11 protein-coding genes and 1 riboswitch are annotated in these 17,321 nt (G+C 69.4%); of the genes, 7 read left to right on the top strand and 4 right to left on the bottom strand.

From position 1 onward, the window contains the following. Nucleotides 1-9 precede the first annotated feature (9 nt). A complete protein-coding gene (locus J2W68_RS11910) occupies nt 10-315 on the top strand; it encodes a contact-dependent growth inhibition system immunity protein (protein ID WP_310236171.1) in 306 nt (101 codons plus the stop codon). Between the two features lie 73 nt (nt 316-388). Here the strand turns inward: J2W68_RS11910 and J2W68_RS11905 are convergent, their stop codons facing one another. The 3 genes from J2W68_RS11905 to J2W68_RS11895 form a co-directional block, all read right to left on the bottom strand. Then, nucleotides 389-985, bottom strand: a complete 597-nt coding sequence (locus J2W68_RS11905) for a DUF4136 domain-containing protein (RefSeq protein ID WP_310236169.1) — start codon at nt 983-985, stop codon at nt 389-391. A 124-nt stretch (nt 986-1,109) separates the two neighbouring features. Further along, entirely contained in the window at nt 1,110-2,987 is a 1,878-nt protein-coding gene (gene thiC, locus J2W68_RS11900) for a phosphomethylpyrimidine synthase ThiC (protein ID WP_310236167.1), read from the bottom strand. 119 nt (nt 2,988-3,106) lie between these two features. Then, nucleotides 3,107-3,202: riboswitch (TPP riboswitch) on the bottom strand. Nucleotides 3,203-3,709: 507 nt separating this feature from the next. After that, nucleotides 3,710-5,557, bottom strand: a complete 1,848-nt coding sequence (locus tag J2W68_RS11895; RefSeq protein WP_310236165.1) for a methyl-accepting chemotaxis protein — start codon at nt 5,555-5,557, stop codon at nt 3,710-3,712. A gap of 324 nt (nt 5,558-5,881) precedes the next feature. Between J2W68_RS11895 and thrA the strand changes: the two genes are divergently transcribed. The 5 genes from thrA (at nt 5,882) to J2W68_RS11870 (ending at nt 15,270) form a co-directional block, all read left to right on the top strand. Then, a complete protein-coding gene (gene thrA / locus J2W68_RS11890; RefSeq protein WP_310236163.1) occupies nt 5,882-8,398 on the top strand; it encodes a bifunctional aspartate kinase/homoserine dehydrogenase I in 2,517 nt (838 codons plus the stop codon). Next, a complete protein-coding gene (locus J2W68_RS11885) occupies nt 8,395-9,360 on the top strand; it encodes a homoserine kinase (RefSeq protein WP_310236161.1) in 966 nt (321 codons plus the stop codon). The genes thrA and J2W68_RS11885 overlap by 4 nt, the downstream gene beginning before the upstream one ends. Next, nucleotides 9,357-10,652, top strand: a complete 1,296-nt coding sequence (gene thrC / locus J2W68_RS11880) for a threonine synthase (protein WP_310236159.1) — start codon at nt 9,357-9,359, stop codon at nt 10,650-10,652. The genes J2W68_RS11885 and thrC overlap by 4 nt, the downstream gene beginning before the upstream one ends. 214 nt (nt 10,653-10,866) lie before the next feature. After that, nucleotides 10,867-12,117: an efflux RND transporter periplasmic adaptor subunit gene (locus tag J2W68_RS11875; protein ID WP_310236157.1), complete on the top strand. Its 1,251-nt coding sequence runs from the start codon at nt 10,867-10,869 to the stop codon at nt 12,115-12,117. 3 nt (nt 12,118-12,120) lie between these two features. Beyond that, nucleotides 12,121-15,270, top strand: coding sequence for an efflux RND transporter permease subunit (locus J2W68_RS11870; RefSeq protein WP_310236155.1), 3,150 nt, complete (start codon nt 12,121-12,123; stop codon nt 15,268-15,270). 250 nt (nt 15,271-15,520) lie between these two features. Here the strand turns inward: J2W68_RS11870 and J2W68_RS11865 are convergent, their stop codons facing one another. After that, nucleotides 15,521-15,877 carry a BON domain-containing protein gene (locus tag J2W68_RS11865; RefSeq protein WP_430539723.1) on the bottom strand — a complete coding sequence of 119 codons (357 nt, stop codon included), beginning with the start codon at nt 15,875-15,877 and terminating at the stop codon, nt 15,521-15,523. 114 nt (nt 15,878-15,991) lie between these two features. Here J2W68_RS11865 and J2W68_RS11860 point away from each other — a divergent pair, with 114 nt between their 5' ends. Continuing rightward, nucleotides 15,992-17,089 carry a DNA topoisomerase IB gene (locus tag J2W68_RS11860; RefSeq protein WP_310236153.1) on the top strand — a complete coding sequence of 366 codons (1,098 nt, stop codon included), beginning with the start codon at nt 15,992-15,994 and terminating at the stop codon, nt 17,087-17,089. The last annotated feature ends 232 nt before the right edge of the window (nt 17,090-17,321 follow it).

Here is a 17,321-nt window from a genome sequence, read left to right as displayed (position 1 = left end):
TTCTTACCGATGAGCGCCTACCCGACGCTGGAAAATTTCTTCGCTGCCTACTTCCACCAGGATTGGGCGATGGAACACGGCACGCCAGACGAGGTAGTCGCGTATTACCGTCAGAGCGAGGCTTCAGAGCAGGTAGCGCGGGCACGCGCAGAAGCCGAGGCCTTGCTCGGCGAGGGACTCGACGAGGATGCATTGGGCAGCCGGATTGCGGCACTGGGCAGCGAATACGACCCGACGCGCGATGGCGCTACCTGGCGCGGATGGCTGCAGCGGCTCGCGCAGGACCTGGGCGCGGACCGCACCGACGCGCCATGAAACCCGCATCGGACATACAAAAAAAAGCGGGCCGCGAGGCCCGCTTTTTCGTCGTTGCAGTAACCCGTCCGGCTTACATCGCCTGCGCGCGTGCACCGGCCTGATGCGGATAGTTCGCGAAGATCTCGGCGATCGTCGAATTGATGCGCTGGGCCCGTTGATCCGGCGTGTTGTTGGCGACGCGGCCGACCGCGATGCCTTCCCACACCAGACGCTTCGCGCGCGCATCGACCAAGTCGATGTTCATCGTGCCCTCGGTGTAACGGTACACGCTGGTGCGCTCGTTCCAGTACGGCACCGCGAAGTAGCCGCGGGCGCGATAGCTGTAGTAGTAAGCGTAGTCGACCGTCGGATAGCTGCTGACGTCGGTGCGACGCTCCATGTAGGCGTTGATGTTCACCCACAGGTCTGGATTGGTTTCGCTGTAGCGATAGCCGCGACGCTCCATCTCGGCGCGAACCGCCACCTTGGCGATCTCGCTGGTCTGGGTCTCATAGCCTTCCTTTTCGATCGCCAGCGGCGTGTAGAAGGACCAGGTGCGGTAGGCCGAGAAGTCCGCGCGCGGATCGGCTTCGGTGGTGATACGGGGCCCGGTGGCGCAGCCGGCGAGCAGCGCAATGCCGCACAGCGCCACGAGCCAGGCGGCGACGCGGGGCGTCGAAGTCTTCATTTCGGATCTCCCTGTTGTCTGGCGGATCGTGACGCGCTGTCCCGATACCGATACTGAACATACGCGGCGCAGCGTCGCGCGGATGCGACGACGCGCCCAACGGTTCATCCGGCCGTCGCCGCGTTCAGCCTGGGCGGTAGACTTCGGCGCCCTGCGCGCGGAATTCGGCAGACTTCTCCGCCATGCCGGCCTCGATCGCCTGGGCCGCCTCGACGCCCTGCCCCGCCGCATAGTCGCGCACGTCCTGGGTGATCTTCATCGAACAGAAGTGCGGGCCGCACATCGAGCAGAAGTGGGCCGCCTTGTGCGCGTCCTTGGGCAGGGTCTCGTCGTGGAAGGCTTCGGCCTTTTCCGGATCCAGACCGAGATGGAACTGGTCCTGCCAGCGGAACTCGAAACGCGCCTTGCTGAGCGCGTTGTCGCGCACCTGCGCGCCCGGGTGGCCCTTGGCCAGATCGGCGGCATGCGCGGCGATTTTGTAGGCCATGATCCCGTCGCGCACGTCCTCGCGGTTCGGCAGGCCCAGGTGCTCCTTCGGCGTCACGTAGCAGAGCATCGCGCAGCCGTACCAGCCGATCATCGCCGCGCCGATCGCGCTGGTGATGTGGTCGTAGCCCGGGGCGATGTCGGTCGTCAGCGGGCCCAGCGTGTAGAACGGCGCTTCGCCGCACTCGACCAACTGCTTGTCCATGTTCTCCTTGATCAGCTGCATCGGCACGTGACCAGGGCCCTCGATCATGGTCTGGATGTCGTGCTTCCACGCGATCTTGGTCAGCTCGCCGAGCGTTTCCAGCTCGCCGAACTGCGCGGCGTCGTTGGCGTCGGCGATGCAGCCCGGGCGCAGGCCATCGCCGAGCGAGAAGGCCACGTCGTAGGCCTTCATGATCTCGCAGATGTCCTCGAAGTGCGTGTAGAGGAAGCTCTCGCGGTGATGCGCCAGGCACCATTTGGCCATGATCGAACCACCGCGTGAGACGATGCCGGTCACCCGCTTGGCCGTGAGCGGCACATAGCGCAGCAGCACGCCGGCGTGGATCGTGAAGTAGTCGACGCCCTGCTCAGCCTGCTCGATCAGCGTGTCGCGGAAGATCTCCCAGGTCAGTTCCTCGGCGCGGCCGTCGACCTTCTCCAGCGCCTGGTAGATCGGCACGGTGCCGATCGGCACCGGCGAGTTGCGGATGATCCACTCACGCGTTTCGTGGATGTGCTTGCCGGTCGACAGGTCCATCACCGTGTCGCCGCCCCAGCGGATCGACCACACCAGCTTTTCCACCTCCTCGGCGATGCCCGACGACACCGCGCTGTTGCCGATGTTGGCGTTGATCTTGGTCAGGAAGTTGCGGCCGATGATCATCGGCTCGCTTTCGGGGTGGTTGATGTTGTTGGGCAGGATCGCGCGGCCGCGGGCGATCTCATCGCGCACGAATTCCGGCGTGATCACCTGCTGGATGTGCGCGCCGAAGGCCTCGCCCGGGTGCTGCTGGCGCAGCAATGCGTCGCGCACCAGGTCCAGGCGCTGGTTCTCGCGGATCGCAACGTATTCCATCTCCGGGGTCACGATGCCGCGCCGTGCGTAGTGCATCTGGGTCACGTTGGCGCCTGCCTTCGCCACGCGCGGCAGCGCACGCCCGGGGAAGCGGACATGGTCGAGCTTGGGGTCGTGCTCGCGGCCGCGACCGAACATCGAACTCAGGGCCGGCAGTGCCTCGGTATCGCCGCGCTCCTCGATCCAGCGCGCGCGCAAGGGCGCCAGGCCCGCGGCGAGATCGATGGTGACGTCAGGATCGGTGTACGGGCCGGACGGATCGTAGACCGTGATCGGCGGATTCTCCTCGCCGCCGAACAGCGTCGGTGTACGCGTCTGCACGATCTCGCGCATCGCCACGCGCAGGTCCGGGCGCGAGCCTTCGACGTGGATCTTGCGCGAGCCCGGGATCGGACGCGTGACCGATTCGGACAGCTGGTCGGTCTGCTGCAGCAACGTGGAAGGCACGGCATTCATGGCATTCGTCCTGTGGTGGCGACGGGAACCCGAAGCGGGCTCTCCTTCTCGCGGACGAAGCGGCGGCGCGGACCCGGCGCGACGACAGCCGCATTGCGCATGCGACAAGACGGTTTTGCGGCGGGTTCTGCGAAGCTTCCCTACGCCGGTATCAACCGGATCAGGTTCGAAGGGACTGTCTCAACCGGCAACCGCCGGTACCCCCGCTTCGCCGCGGATTAGAGCACGAAAAACGCCTTGGCCCCAACCGCGGACAGACGCGCGACATGCGTTTGCGCCGGCTGTGACGGCCGAGTTCCACGCAGGTGTTCCCGCACATTCTGCAGACGGACGACGCGCCGACAATTGCATCCCGATGCCACCCCGGGTTGCGCGCAGCTTCGTCGCCCGCCCACTCAAGACTCCGGTCGGCTCCTCCGGCAATCGCATGTCCGCCGGCAACTGCACCTGTCAACGCACCGACAGACGAAGGCACGCGTTCTGTCCGCCTAAGCTTTAAAGCGAAGCGGCCGCTCCGTGTTCGACCTGGTGATCCTGCGCCCGACGCAGGCCTCGCCTGCGCTTTCAGCGGTGGCTTGAGCACCGCGCAACTGCATGCGGCGTTTTGTCGCCAGGCTGCGGGAGCGTGGCACGCTGACGTGCATGCATCTGCGCGCGCTCCGAAACGGCCGCGCATAGCTGCGCTGATCCCCGAGGCGCACAGGCCGTCGCGGGCCCTCCGCCTACTCCAACGTATAGCCGACGCGGAACCCGCCCCAGTGCCGGCCGCGCACGTACACCGGCACCGACAGGTCGAACATGATCTGGCCGGTGTCGCGGCGATACACCTGCAGGCGCCAGGGGTCGGTGTGCGCGCCGACGCTGCGTCCGACGCGATCGTCGAAGATGCGCTTGGTCCGGTTGCCGACGAGGTCGCGCGCGTGATCGCCGGTCAGCGCTTGGCAGAAGCGCTGGTTGTGGGTGGGCACATACCCGTCGGGATTGGCGCAGATTGCGAAGACGATCCAGGCATGTGCGCCCGCGACCGGTTCCTGCAGCGGCGGCAGCACACTGTCGCAGAGGGTATCGAAGGCGCTGCGGTATTTGGCCGGACTCACGCCGGGAATCGGCTCGTACTCGCGGGAGAACAGCGCGGCCAGGTCGATCTCGCGCCGGGCCACCGCCTGGTTCAGGGCCTCGCCGATGGCCGAAGCCGCGTCCTGCGCCAGCGCCAGAACGCAGGCGTGCCGGGGCGTACGCATCGGATCGGCGGGCAGCCGGAACAGGCCGACGCCGTCGTGCAGCGTGGCAGCGTTGCGGCCCAGGGCTTCGCTGCGTTCGGCGACGTGGGACGCATGCTCGAGGTTGCTGCGCCCCAGGCCGACCACCTGCTCGACCGCCTGGTCGATCGCTGCGATCTCTCCGCTCTGCGCATCGATGCGGCGGGCGACCGACGCCATCGCGCGACCGGCTCCGCCCAGCAGGTCGCCGATGCCGTCGAGCACCTGACCGGTGTGTTGCGCCGACGCGGCACCTGCACCGAGCGCGGCCACCGTCTCGCCGATGATGCCGCGCACGTCCCGCGCCGCGCTGGCAGCCTGGTCCGCCAGTCGGCGGATCTCGCTGGCGACCACGGCAAAGCCGCGTCCCGCTTCGCCGGCATGCGCGGCTTCGATGCTGGCGTTGATCGACAGGATGTTGGTCTGGAAGGCAACGGTGTCGATGACCTCGATGACCTCGGTGGCACGGGCCGAACGCTGCTGCACCGCGGCCATCGATTCGGCCAGCGCGCGCGCGGCCTCGATGCCGGCGCGGGCGCGCTCGTCGGCGTTTCCAGCCACGTCGCGCACCGCCTGCAATTCACCCGCCACCGCCTGCAGATCCGCCAGCAGCCGCCGGCTTGCGCCCAGCACCGACTCCAGTGCCGCCAGCTGTGCTTGCGACTGGCGGACGAGATCATCGTTCTCGCTGACCAGGTGCGGCACCTCATCGGCGATGCCGACCGACAGGGCCACCGCCTGACGGATCGCCTCGGCCAGGTTGCCGAAGCCTGCCGACAGCCGCCGCACATGCGGGGCATCGTCTTGCACGTCCGCCAGCGCGGCCAGATCGAGATCGCAGCGCGTGAGTAGGTCGCCGATGCCGTCGAGCAAACGATGCGCGGCGCGGCCGCCTTCCAGCTCCTGCATCAGTGGCTGCAGGCCGAATGGTGCCGAGGCATCTCCGGCCGCCGCGTGCAGTGCTGCGGTCTCGCGCAGCAGCGCGGCGGTTTCGGCATGCGGCAGCGAGAGGATCCAGCCGCCGCGATCCGGATCGGCCTGGTAGCGCACCCGCGCCGCGGGATCGGCACCGGGCGCGACCCACACACCATCGTGGCCGCGCAGCGCTTCGAGCGGCATGCCCCAGGGCACCCCCAGGGTCTGGCCGTCGAGCATTCCAGGCGCGAGGGCCAGCATGTCGATGGCCACGCGGTTCGCGTCGAGCAGGTGCCCCGCCGCGTCGAGACGCAGCAGCGCGACCGGCGCATCCGGCAATGCCGTGCACGTCGCATCGCCTTGTGTCCCGCCCTGCATGTCCGTCGACTCCGCCATCATCCACTCCCGCGCCCCGTGATCCGTTAGCGGCCGCGCGCGCGCCATGTTGAGCGGCGCGCTTGACGCGCCGCACCATCGGGGTGGATGCTCGACCGATGCGCCGCGCAACCACTCGCCTGCAGATCACCGCCGTCCCGGCGGCCGAGGCGTGTCGGCATGCGGCGGCGCAGACCACCCTCACCATTACGACCGGTACCACCCGAACACGGGTGTGGACGGGCGTGTCCAACTGATCCAGCACGCCGCTCCGCACCCGATCCGGGTGCGGCGCTGCCGCCTGACCCGGAACGCGATGCGGGGCCTCGACCCAAGGAGCCCACGATGTCCGCTGTCCCGTCGCTACCCCAGTCCAACCCGCTTTCCCGCCTGCAGCTGCACAAGTTCGGCGGCACCAGCCTGGCTGATGCCGGCCGTATCGCTGCGGCCGCGCGCCTGGCCGCACCGCTCGCCGGCGGCGCCAGCGTGGTCGTGGTGTCTGCCATGCGCGGCGTCACCGACGCGCTGGTCGCCCTGGCCGCAGTTGCGCGCGGCGGCGGTGACTGGACGCCGGGTTGGCGGGCACTGCAGGCCCGTCACCACGAGGCGGCGCACGCGATCGCAGGCACCGACACCGGAACCCTGATCGCGCGGTTGGACGCCGAGGCTGCAGCGCTGCACGCGGACCTGGGGGCACTGGCGTTCGCCACAGAAGACGCCGCGCTGCGGCTGTCCGAACGCATCTGGGGGCATGGCGAGCTGTGCAGCGCCTGGCTGATGCACGCCGCGCTCGGCGGCGAGCCTGCGGGCTGGGCCCGTCTGGATGCGCGTGACGTCCTGGTCGTGCATGGCAGCGAGATCGGCATGCATGTCGACCGCGAGGCCAGCCTGAAGTGTCTGGCCGGATGGCGCGCGCGCCATCCGCAGGCGCATGTGGTCGCCACCGGCTTCGTGGCGCGCACGCCGGACGGACACGCGACCACCCTCGGTCGCAACGGCAGTGACCACTCGGCCACGTTGCTGGCGGATCTGTTCGATGCAGACGCGGTGACCATCTGGACCGATGTGGACGGCGTGCTGTCGGCCGATCCGCGACTTGTGCCCGACGCCGTCTGCCTGAGCGCACTGTCGTATGCCGAGGCCTGCGAACTCGCCTACTTCGGCGCCAAGGTGCTGCATCCGCGCACCATCGCGCCGTTGCAGGCACGCGGCATCCCGCTGTCGATCCGCAACGCCCTGGCGCCATCCACACGCGGTACACGCATTGATGCGCAAGGCGAGACCGCACGCTCGCCGGTCAAGGGCCTGAGCATCGTCGACGACATGGCGGTGCTGGAACTCACCGGCAGCGGCATGGCCGGCGTGCCCGGCGTGGCCGAAACCCTGTTCGCGGCGCTGCACGCGGCGGGGGTGTCGGTGACGATGATCTCGCAGGGCTCGTCGGAGCATTCGATCTGCTGCGTGGTGCGCGCGCCCGAGGCGGCGCGTGGACGTGCGGCCATCGAAGACGCGTTCGCAGATGCGATCGCCGGCGGCCAGGTCGAAGGCGTGCGCCTGGAGACCGGCCTGTGCGTGCTGGCCGCCGTCGGCGACGGCATGGTCGGCAGCCAGGGCGTCGCCGCGCGGCTGTTCGATGGCCTTGCCCAGGCCCGGGTCAACATCCGCGCGATCGCCCAGGGCGCGAGTGAACGCAACATCTCGGTCGCGATCGCGCAGGACGACGCCACCCGCGCATTGCGCGCCGCGCACGCTGCGTTCTGGCTGTCGCCGCAGACGGTGTCGGTCGGCGTGATCGGGCCTGGCAACGTGGGCCGCGCGCTACTGGCGCAATTGTCCGAGGTGATCCCGGCGCTGCGCGCGCGCGCCGGTGTCGACCTGCGCCTGCGGGCGATCGCCAGCAGCCGGCGCATGCATCTGGGCGATGCCGCGCTCGATCCGGATACCGCAGGCGCCCTGCTCGGCGACCACGCCGACGCCTGCGATCTCGACGCCTTCGCCGCGCACGTCCGCGCCGACCACCTGCCGCACGCGATGATCGTCGACTGCAGCGCCAGTGACGCCGTGGCCGCGAAGTACGAAGACTGGCTCGCCGCCGGCATCCATGTGGTTACCCCGAACAAGCACGCCGGCAGTGGCGACTGGACGCGTTATGCGCGGATCGTCGAGGCGCGCGTCACCGGGCACAGCCGCTTCATGTACGAGGCCACGGTGGGCGCCGGCCTGCCGGTCATCGTGACGCTGCGCAATCTGCTCGATACCGGCGACACCCTGCAAGCGATCGACGGCATGCTGTCGGGCACGCTGGCATGGCTGTTCAACAGTTTCGACGGCAGCCGCCCGTTCTCCGACCTGGTCCGTGAAGCGCGCGCGCTCGGCTATACCGAGCCTGATCCACGCGACGATCTGTCCGGTCTCGACGTCGCCCGCAAGCTGGTGATCCTCGCGCGCGAAGCCGGCCGCCCGCTGTCGCTGGCTGATGTCGCCGTGGAAAGCCTGGTGCCCGAAGCGCTGCGCGAGCTGCCGCTCGACGAGTTCCTGCAGCGCCTGTCCGAACTCGACACGCCGATGCAGGCGCGTCTGGACGCCGCCCGCGCGCAAGGGCGCGGCCTGCGCCATATCGCCCGGCTCGAGGCCGGCGGGGACGCCAGTGTTGGCGTCCGTGCACTTCCCGCCGATCATGCGTGCATGCACACACGTCTGACCGACAACCTTGTCCAGTTCACCACCGCCCGCTACGCCGAGAATCCGCTGGTCGTGCAGGGCCCCGGGGCCGGCCCGCAGGTGACCGCCGCCGGCGTGTTCGGCGACGTGCTCGCGATCGCCCACGCGCTCGGCGCACGCACCGGCTGGCGACACGCATGAGCGGCCGCAGCACATCCGCACGCGCATTCGCGCCCGCGAGCGTCGGCAACATCGGTGTCGGTTTCGACGTGCTGGGCCACGTCATCGAGGGCCCGCGCGACATCGCCCAGGTCCGCCGCATCGACACGCCCGAAGTGCGCATCGAGTCGATCAGCGGCGTTGTGGAAGGTGCCGATCGTCTGCCGCTGACCGCGGCCGACAACACCGCCGGGCGTGCATTGCAGTCGCTGCGCGCCGCGCTGTCGCTGCCATTCGGCTTCGCGCTGACACTGGAGAAGGGTATTCCGCTCGGCTCTGGGCTCGGCGGCTCGGCGGCGTCCTGCGTCGCCGCCCTCGTCGCGGCAAATGCGCTGCTCGATGCACCGTTGTCGCGCGAGGCCTTGTACCCATTCGCACTCGATGGCGAATCGGTTGCGTCGGGCGCGCGCCACGGCGACAACGTGGCACCGATGCTGCTGGGCGGGGTGACGCTGTCGACCGCCGATCGACTCATTGCACTCGATGTCCCCGACTGGCTACACGCGGTCGTCGTGCATCCCGAGCAGGTGCTGGAAACGCGACGTTCGCGCGCTGTGCTGGCAGAGCCATACGCGTTGCACGACGTGGTGCTGCACAGCACCCATCTCGCGCTGTTCCTGACCGGTCTGCAGCGCGGCGATCGCGAACTGGTCCGCGCCGGCCTGCATGATGTGCTGGTCGAACCGCGACGCGCGCCGCTGATCCCCGGCTTCGCTGCGGTCAAGGCCGCGGCGCTGGCGCACGGCGCGCTCGGCGCCAGCATCTCCGGCGGCGGGCCCAGCGTGTTCGCGTGGTTCGACTCGCGCGCGGCGGCCGAGCAGGCTGCCCCTGCAATGCGCGCAGGCTTTATCGATGCAGGCATCGACGCGCAGGCCTATGTCTCGCCGGTCGCTGGCCCACGTGCGGACGTCATCGCCGCTGTTCAACCCGGCGCCGGCGCATGAAGTTCGTCAGCACCCGGGGCGGCGTGCCGCCCACACCCTTCGATGTGGCACTGGTCGCGGGTCTTGCGCCCGATGGTGGCCTGTACGTGCCGGTCGACCTGCCGCAGGTCGAGCTGGTGACGCCGCGCGCCACGCTGGCGGAGACCGCCGAAGCGGTCCTCGCACCGTATCTCGCCGCCTCGGCGCTGCGTGCGCGGCTGCCCGCGCTGTGCGCCGAGGCGTTCGCGTTCGACGCGCCATTGCGCCCTTTGCGCGGCGCCGGCGACCAGTTGCTCGAACTGTTCCACGGACCGACCGCGGCATTCAAGGATTACGCCGCGCGCTTCCTCGCCGCCGCACTGGGCGCGCTGCGCGCCCCTGAAGCGCCGGACACCACGATCGTCGTCGCGACCTCGGGCGATACCGGCGCCGCCGTGGCCGCCGCGTTCCACCGGCGTCCGGGATTCCGCGTCGCGATCCTGTATCCCGACGGCAAGGTGTCGCCCCGCCAGGCGCACGGCCTCGAATGCTGGGGCGACAACGTGCGCGCCTTCCGCCTCGCCGGCACGTTCGACGATTGCCAGCGCCTCGCCAAGCAGGCCCTGTCCGACGCGGGCCTGCGTGCGGAGTGCCCGCTGGGTTCGGCCAACAGCATCAGCCTCGGACGGCTGCTGCCGCAGGCTGCGTATTACGCGCATGCGGCGGCGCAGCACCACGCGAGGACCGGCCGCCTGCTGCACGTGATCGTGCCGACCGGGAATCTCGGCAACGCTTGCGCGGCGCTCGTTGCCAAGCGAATGGGCGCGCCGCTTGGTGACCTGCATCTGGCCTGCAACGCCAACGACACCCTGCCGCGTTTTCTCGCCGGCGCGGATTACGCGCCGCAGGCGACGCGCGCCACGTTGGCGAACGCGATGGATGTCGGCGCGCCGAGCAATGCCGAACGTCTGCGTCACTGGTTCGATAGCGATGCCGCGCTGCGTGCTGCGCTGCAGGCCACCGCCGTCGACGACGCGACGATCCGCGACACCATTGCGGCTGCACCTGCGCGCCACGGCATCGTCGCCTGCCCGCACACCGCGACCGCGCTGCATGTACTGGAAGCGCACCGTGCGGCTGGCGACTCACGGGACTGGGCGGTCGTCGCGACGGCACACGCGGCGAAGTTCGAGTCGATCGTCGAGCCGTTGATCGGTCACACGATCGCGTTGCCGGACACGCTGGCCGCCTGCCTCGCGCGACCGGCCGAATCTGAAGTCCTGCCGGTCGACTACACCGCCCTGCGGGCGCGCTTGCTGGTTCGCGACGACTGAATTGCCGCGCGACATCCACGCCGCGAGCCACCCCGGTTGCGAGTGGCTCGCGCGCGATGCGTCGGCGATCGCCCGCAGCGTTGACCTGTGGCCGGAGGCGCGGCATTCGCTCTGCACGGACGCTGGGTGCAGCGGAGAGGGATCCGGACGCCGCCCATCCACGTATGGTGAAAGCTGACCTCGTGTCACGCCCGACCGCCACCCTCAGGATGTCATGACCGCCAGAGCCGGGATTCTCTCCGCCGCCTTCGTGCTGCTGACCGCCTGCGACACCGGGTCCGACGACGCTTCGGGCGATGACGCAGCGGCCCAGGTGACCGTGGCCGTGGCGCAACCCGCAACGTTCGGCGAACGCTTTTCCCTGACCGGTACGCTCACCGCGGAGCGCGACGCACGCCTGTCCCCGCGCGTCGACGGCCTGGTCGCGCGGGTCCATGTCGACGCAGGCGACCGCGTGACTGCCGGGCAGGCGCTGGTCGAGCTGGATCCGGCCGTGGGTCGACAGGCACTGGCCCGCGTGCGCGCACAGGTGGCCGAAGCGGACGCAGCCGCGCAGGAAGCCGAACGCCTGTTCACCGAGGCGCAGCGGCTGGGCGAAGGCCAGTTCATCGCGGCCAGCCAGATCGATGCACGCGAGTCGGAGCTGCGACTGGCGCGGGCCGCGCTGGATTCGGCGCGTGCCAGCGAACGCGAACAGGCCGAACTGGTCGAACGCCACGTCCTGCCCGCCCCGTTCGACGGCGTCGTCGCCGAGAAGCTGGCCGAAGCCGGGGAATGGGTGCAGCGCGGCACGCCCGTTCTGTCGCTGGTGGCGACCGACCGTGTGCGTTTGGACGTGCAGGTGCCGCAGGAACGCTACGCCGATCTCGGCGACGACGCGGACGTGCAGGTGTACGCCGACGCGCTGGGCGGCGAGACGCTGCGCGCGACGATCGGCGCGCGCGTGCCGGTCACCGACGCCGGCGCCCGCACGTTCCTGCTGCGGCTGCTGGTCGACGACCCGCAGGACCGGCTGCTGCCGGGCACGTCGGCGCGCGCGGAGGTCTCGCTGCCGGCGCGCGAGCCGGCGCTGGCGGTGTCGCGCGACGCGCTGCTGCGCCAGCCCGACGGCAGCTACAGCCTGTTCGTGGTGGAAGCGGCGGGCGCGAGCTCGGACAGTGATGCCGAGTCACCCGCATCGGCAGGCACCGGTGCTGGTGCCGACGAAGACGACGACGCGGCGAACGCACAGGCGGGTGATGGGAAGGCGTCGCAAGGCGGCGATGGCAATGGCGACGACGCCGCGTCGCCCCCCGAGGTCAAGCCCGACACGCTGGTCGCGCGCCAGCGCACGGTGCGCGTGCTGCGCGACCAGGGCGACGAGGTGGCGATCAGCGAAGGCCTGTCGGCAGGCGAGCGCGTGGTGGTCCGCGGCAACGAGGCGCTGGTCGACGGCCAGCCGGTGCGCGTGGCGCCGGAGCGCTAGACGGTGGGCTTCGCGCCGGTCCTGCGCCAGGGCACCCTGATCACGGTCGCGGTGCTGATCGTCTGCGTGATGGGCATCGCGTCCGCGCTGCGGGTGCCGGTGCAGATGATCCCCGACCTCGAGGTGCGCACGATCTCGGTCGACACCCGCTGGCCGGGCGCGACGCCGCAGGACGTCGAGAAGGAGATCGTGATCGAGCAGGAGCAGTACCTGCGCACGCTGCCCAACCTCGCGCGCATGGTCTCCACCGCGACCACCGGGCGGGCGACGATCGAGCTGGAGTTCCCGTTCGGCGTCGACATCAACGAAGCACTCATCCGCACCAACAACGCGCTGAGCCAGGTCTCCGGCTACCCGGAAAACGTCGACGACCCGGCGCTGACCACCAGCTCGTTCTCCGACAACGCCTTCATGTACTTCCGCATCGGCAAACGCGCCGACAGCGCGCTCGACCTCGACCTCGACATGATGCGCGACTACGTCGAGGACTACGTGCGCCCGCGCATGGAGCGCGTCGACGGCGTGGCGCTGGTCGAGGTCGGCGGCGGCAGCGAGCGCCAGGTGCGCATCGAGGTCGACCCGACGCGGCTGGCCGAGCGCGGCCTGTCGATGGCCGACGTGCGCGACGCGATGCGGCTGCGCAACGTCGACAGCTCCGCCGGCGACCTCGATGCCGGCAAGCGCCGCTACCTGGTGCGCACCGTGGGCCGCTTCACCGAGGTCGACGCGGTCGACCAGCTGGTGATCGCCGAGCGCGAGGGCACGCTGGTGCGGCTGGCCGACGTCGGCACCGTGACCCTCGACCACTTCGAGCGCCGCGACCTGTCGTTCAACAACGGCCAGCCGGCACTGAGCCTGTCGATCCGCCGCGAGCCCGGCTCCAACGTCATCAACATCAAGTACGCCGCGCTGCCCGAGGTCGAACGCATTAACGCCGAGCTGCTCGGTCCGCTGGGGCTGGAGATGACGCTGTCCAGCGACGACGTGCGCTACGTCGAGGACTCGGTAGCCAACGTCTGGACCAACCTCGCGCTGGGCGCGCTGCTGGCGACGCTGGTGATGTTCGCGTTCCTGCGCTCGGGCCGGGCCACGCTCACCGGCGTGATCGCGATCCCGATCTGCACCATCGCCGCCTTCGTCGGCCTGCTGGTCGCCGGGCGCACGCTCAACGTGATCTCGATGGCCGGCGTCGCGTTCGCGATCGGCATGACCGTCGACAACACCATCGTGGTGCTGGAGAGCATCGATCAGGCACGGCGACGTGGGCTGGAGCGCTTCGAGGCCGCGGTCGAGGGCGTGCAGCGAGTCTGGAAGGCGGTGCTGGCGTCGACGCTGACCACGATCCTGGTATTCGCGCCGATCCTGCTGATCGAGGAGGAGGCCGGGCAGCTGTACTCCGACATCGCGATCGCGATCTCGGCGTCGATCTTCGCGTCGATGCTGATCGCGGTGACGGTGGTGCCGGCACTGGGCGCGCGGCTGGCGACCGCGGACCGCGACGCCGAGGTCCCGGGCGCCGCGTTCTTCGACCGCTGGGCGGCGCGCATCTCGTCGCTGACCGCGGCGCCCGTGCGCCGGACCCTGGTCCTCGCCGGCACGGTCGCCGCCGCCGCACTGGTGCTGTGGCTGCTGACCCCGCCCGCGGAGTACCTGCCCGAAGGCGAGGAGCCAAAAACGTTCTCGCAGCTGATCGCGCCGGCCGGCTACAACCTGACCGAGATGGAGGGCATCGCGCGCGAGATCAGCGACGGCCTGCTGCCGCACCTCGACGAGCCGCCGGAGACATTCGCCGACGGCGACACCGACATGCCGGCGCTGGCGTACTTCAACCTGTCGGTGAACCCGCAGGGCCTGCGCATCATCACCGAGCCCAAGGAGCCGTCCGACATCGACGCGGTGATGGACGCGCTGGACGCGCGCTTCACGGCCTACCCCGGCATGCGCGCGTTCTCGTCGCGCGGCTCCATCATCTCCAGCAACGACGGCGGCACGCGCAGCATCAACGTCGACATCTCCGGCGTCGACCTCGACGAGCTGTACGCCGTGGCCGGCGTCGCCTACGAGCGCGCGCAGGGCCTGTTCGACGGCGCGCGCATCAACTCCGACCCCACCTCGCTGAGCCTCGACCAGCCGCTGGTGGAACTCGCACCGCGCTGGGAGCGGCTGGCGGAGACCGGCCTGGATGCAGACAGTTTCGGCTTCTCGGTCGCCGCGCTCAGTGACGGCGCCTACGTCGACGAACTGATCCTCGGCGACGACAAGGTCGACGTGTACCTGTTCAGCAGCGCCGGCAGCAACCAGCGGCTGGAACGCCTGCGCGACCTGCCGGTGGCGACGCCGTCGGGCGCGGTGCTGCCGGTGTCGGCGCTGGCCGATTTCAACGAAACCGCGAACACCGACAGCATCCGTCGCCTCGACGGCCGACGCACGGTCACCCTCAACATCGTGCCGCCGCGCGAGGTGGCGCTGGAAACCGGCGTGGCCACCGTCACCCGCGACCTGCTGGAGGCGATGGCCGCCGACGGCGAGCTGCCGCAGGACGTGTCGATGGAGATCTCGGGCGCCAGCGACCAGCTGACCGCGACCCGCGAGGCGGTGGCCGGCAATTTCGCGATCGCGCTGCTGCTGTCGTACCTGCTGCTGGTCGCGATTTTCCGCCACTGGGGCCGGCCGCTGTACGTGATGGCGACGGTGCCGCTGGGCATCGCCGGCGGCATCCTGGGCCTCGCGCTGCTCAATGGCGTCGGCAGCGTGCTCGGGATGCTGGGGCTTGGCGGCATCTCGCAGCCGTTCGACATGATCACCCTGCTCGGCTTCCTGGTGCTGCTGGGCACGGTCGTGAACAACCCGATCCTCGTCGTGTCGGAAGCATTCGCGCGGATCGAGGAGGATGGCGCCGACGCGGTGCAGGCGGTGGCCGACGCCGTGCGCATCCGCCTGCGCCCGATCCTGATGTCGACGTGCACGACGATCTTCGGCCTGGCGCCGCTGGTGCTGATTCCCGGCGCCGGCACCGAGCTCTACCGCGGCCTGGGCGTCATCGTGCTCGCAGGTCTGGCGTGCTCGACAGTGGTGACGCTGACCTTCCTGCCGTGCCTGCTGGTGACCACACTCAGCCTGCGCGGGCGGATGGGCAAACGCCTGTCACGTTAGCGGCAGGCGCGCCTTGGTCTCATGGCCGGCCGCCCCATACACGCACCTTGATGCATCTTTCGGGCGCGGAGCCCGTACGGTCTGCCGCGACGGCCCATGCCGACGCCCGGCATCCTCGCTGCGAAACGTCAGGTCGCGCTGGAACACCAACGCCTTCTGCAGGACCCGAACACGGCGATCACACAATCAAAAACGCCCCCCATGTCTAGCGCACGGGAGGCGTCGGATACGCATCGCGACTGCGAGCGCGTTACATGCCCGGCTTGAGCTTCAACTGCTGGGCATCCACGTTGGTCACGCCCTCGATCTCGGCGGCGATCGCCTTGGCGCGATCGATCTGCGCCTGCGATTCGACATCGCCCGACAGGCTCACGGTGCCGTTGGTAGTTTCCACACTGATGTCGAGGCCGGCGACATCGCTCGATGCGAGCAGGTCGGCCTTGACCTTGGTCGTGATCCACGTATCGGACACCGGCTGGTCCGAGTCGGACTGCGCGGCAACGGTGCGGTCGGCACGCTCCTGCGTTTCCTGCGCGACGGCCGTGCCCGCAATCAACATCGTGCCGGCGATCGCGGCGCCCAACAGGGTCCTGTGCATCGTCTTCATGGCGGCGTTCCTTGTGCAAGTGGTGTGGGGCGAGTGTGCGAACCCCCACGTGCCGAAGGGGTGAAGCGCATCCTGTTCACGATCTGCTGATCCGGCGCTTGTTATCAGCCGCTCATGAAGCAGCCCGGCAGATCCCTGAAAGATGACGACAACGTGCGCGCCGCGCGCCTGGCAGGCCTGCGCTGGGTCAGCGATGAGCTGCCGGGCCTGAGCCGGCGCCGCGCGGGCAAGGGATTCAGCTATCGCGATCCCGACGGCAAACCCGTGCGCGACCGCGCGACGCTCGAGCGCGTACGCAGGCTGGCGATTCCGCCGGCCTATCGCGACGTGTGGATCTGCGCGATCGATAACGGGCACCTCCAGGCCACGGGTCGTGACGCGCGCGGACGCAAGCAGTACCGCTACCACCCGGACTGGAGCGAGGTGCGCGGCGACGGCAAGTTCGATCGCATCGTCGCGTTTGCGAGCGCGTTGCCGCGCCTGCGCCGCGTATTGGGACGCGATCTGAAATTACCGGGCATGCCGCGCGACAAGGTACTGGCGATCGTCGTGTCGTTGATGGCGCAGACCTTCGTGCGTGTCGGCAACGACAGCTACACGCGCAGCAACGGCTCGTTCGGACTGACGACCTTGCGCAACCGCCATTTCGAACTGGTGCGCGGCGGCCGTGCACGCCTGAAATTCCGTGGCAAGAGCGGGCAGGAACATGAAATCGAACTCGACGATGCAAAACTGACGGCGCTGGTGCGCAAAGTGCAGCAACTGCCCGGCCAGACGCTGTTCCAGTACCTGGACGATGACGGCCAGCGTCACGGGATCGACTCGGGCATGGTCAACGACTACCTGCGCGACGCGATGGGCGGCCCGTTCACCGCCAAGGATTTCCGCACCTGGGGCGGCACGTTGATGGCGTTCCGCCGGTTCGCGGCAATGCCCTTGCCGGAAGGCCGGACAGGTGGCGAGCCCAGCGAGCGCGCACTGGCGACGCAGGAGAAGATCGTCATCGCCGATGTCGCCGATGCGCTCGGCAACACCGTCGCAGTGTGTCGCAAGGCCTACATCGATCCGGTGCTCTACGCGGCCTGGCGCGATGGCGGATTGCAGCGCGCGGCAGGCGACGCACGCGGCGAACGCCAGTGGGAAGCCGCCGCACTCAAACTGTTGCGCCAACGGCATCGCAAGCGCCCGGCGGGCAAATCGTTGTCGAAGTAACTGTTGACACGTCTGTCACGGGCGTGTTTTTCTCGGCCCCATGACGCAGCGCAACACCCCCTCGCAGACCGCAATCGCCGCACGCCTCCGGGCGGGCGAGTCGCATCTGCCTGCCGCGCTCACTTCGGCCCTTCTCCTTCTCGTACTCCTTATTACCGTCCGGTCAGGCGCGGGGATGGGGTTCGTGTAACAAAGACGAAACCCAAGGTCGAAAGAACCTAAACCCCGTGCC

This window comes from Luteimonas terrae, assembly GCF_031457535.1.
Lineage (GTDB): Bacteria > Pseudomonadota > Gammaproteobacteria > Xanthomonadales > Xanthomonadaceae > Luteimonas > Luteimonas terrae_A.
The sequence above is the reverse complement of the archived record's forward strand: the minus strand, read 5'-3'. Positions and strand labels throughout refer to the sequence as shown.

What these genes read in the sequence shown, in the direction of transcription:
- J2W68_RS11875 (WP_310236157.1), top strand. Translation starts at nt 10,867, where the DNA reads ATGACCGCCAGAGCCGGGATTCTCTCCGCCGCCTTCGTGCTGCTGACC.
- J2W68_RS11865 (WP_430539723.1), bottom strand. Translation starts at nt 15,877, where the DNA reads ATGAAGACGATGCACAGGACCCTGTTGGGCGCCGCGATCGCCGGCACG.
- thiC (WP_310236167.1), bottom strand. Translation starts at nt 2,987, where the DNA reads ATGAATGCCGTGCCTTCCACGTTGCTGCAGCAGACCGACCAGCTGTCC.
- thrA (WP_310236163.1), top strand. Translation starts at nt 5,882, where the DNA reads ATGTCCGCTGTCCCGTCGCTACCCCAGTCCAACCCGCTTTCCCGCCTG.
- J2W68_RS11905 (WP_310236169.1), bottom strand. Translation starts at nt 985, where the DNA reads ATGAAGACTTCGACGCCCCGCGTCGCCGCCTGGCTCGTGGCGCTGTGC.
- thrC (WP_310236159.1), top strand. Translation starts at nt 9,357, where the DNA reads ATGAAGTTCGTCAGCACCCGGGGCGGCGTGCCGCCCACACCCTTCGAT.
- J2W68_RS11895 (WP_310236165.1), bottom strand. Translation starts at nt 5,557, where the DNA reads ATGGCGGAGTCGACGGACATGCAGGGCGGGACACAAGGCGATGCGACG.
- J2W68_RS11910 (WP_310236171.1), top strand. Translation starts at nt 10, where the DNA reads ATGAGCGCCTACCCGACGCTGGAAAATTTCTTCGCTGCCTACTTCCAC.
- J2W68_RS11885 (WP_310236161.1), top strand. Translation starts at nt 8,395, where the DNA reads ATGAGCGGCCGCAGCACATCCGCACGCGCATTCGCGCCCGCGAGCGTC.
- J2W68_RS11860 (WP_310236153.1), top strand. Translation starts at nt 15,992, where the DNA reads ATGAAGCAGCCCGGCAGATCCCTGAAAGATGACGACAACGTGCGCGCC.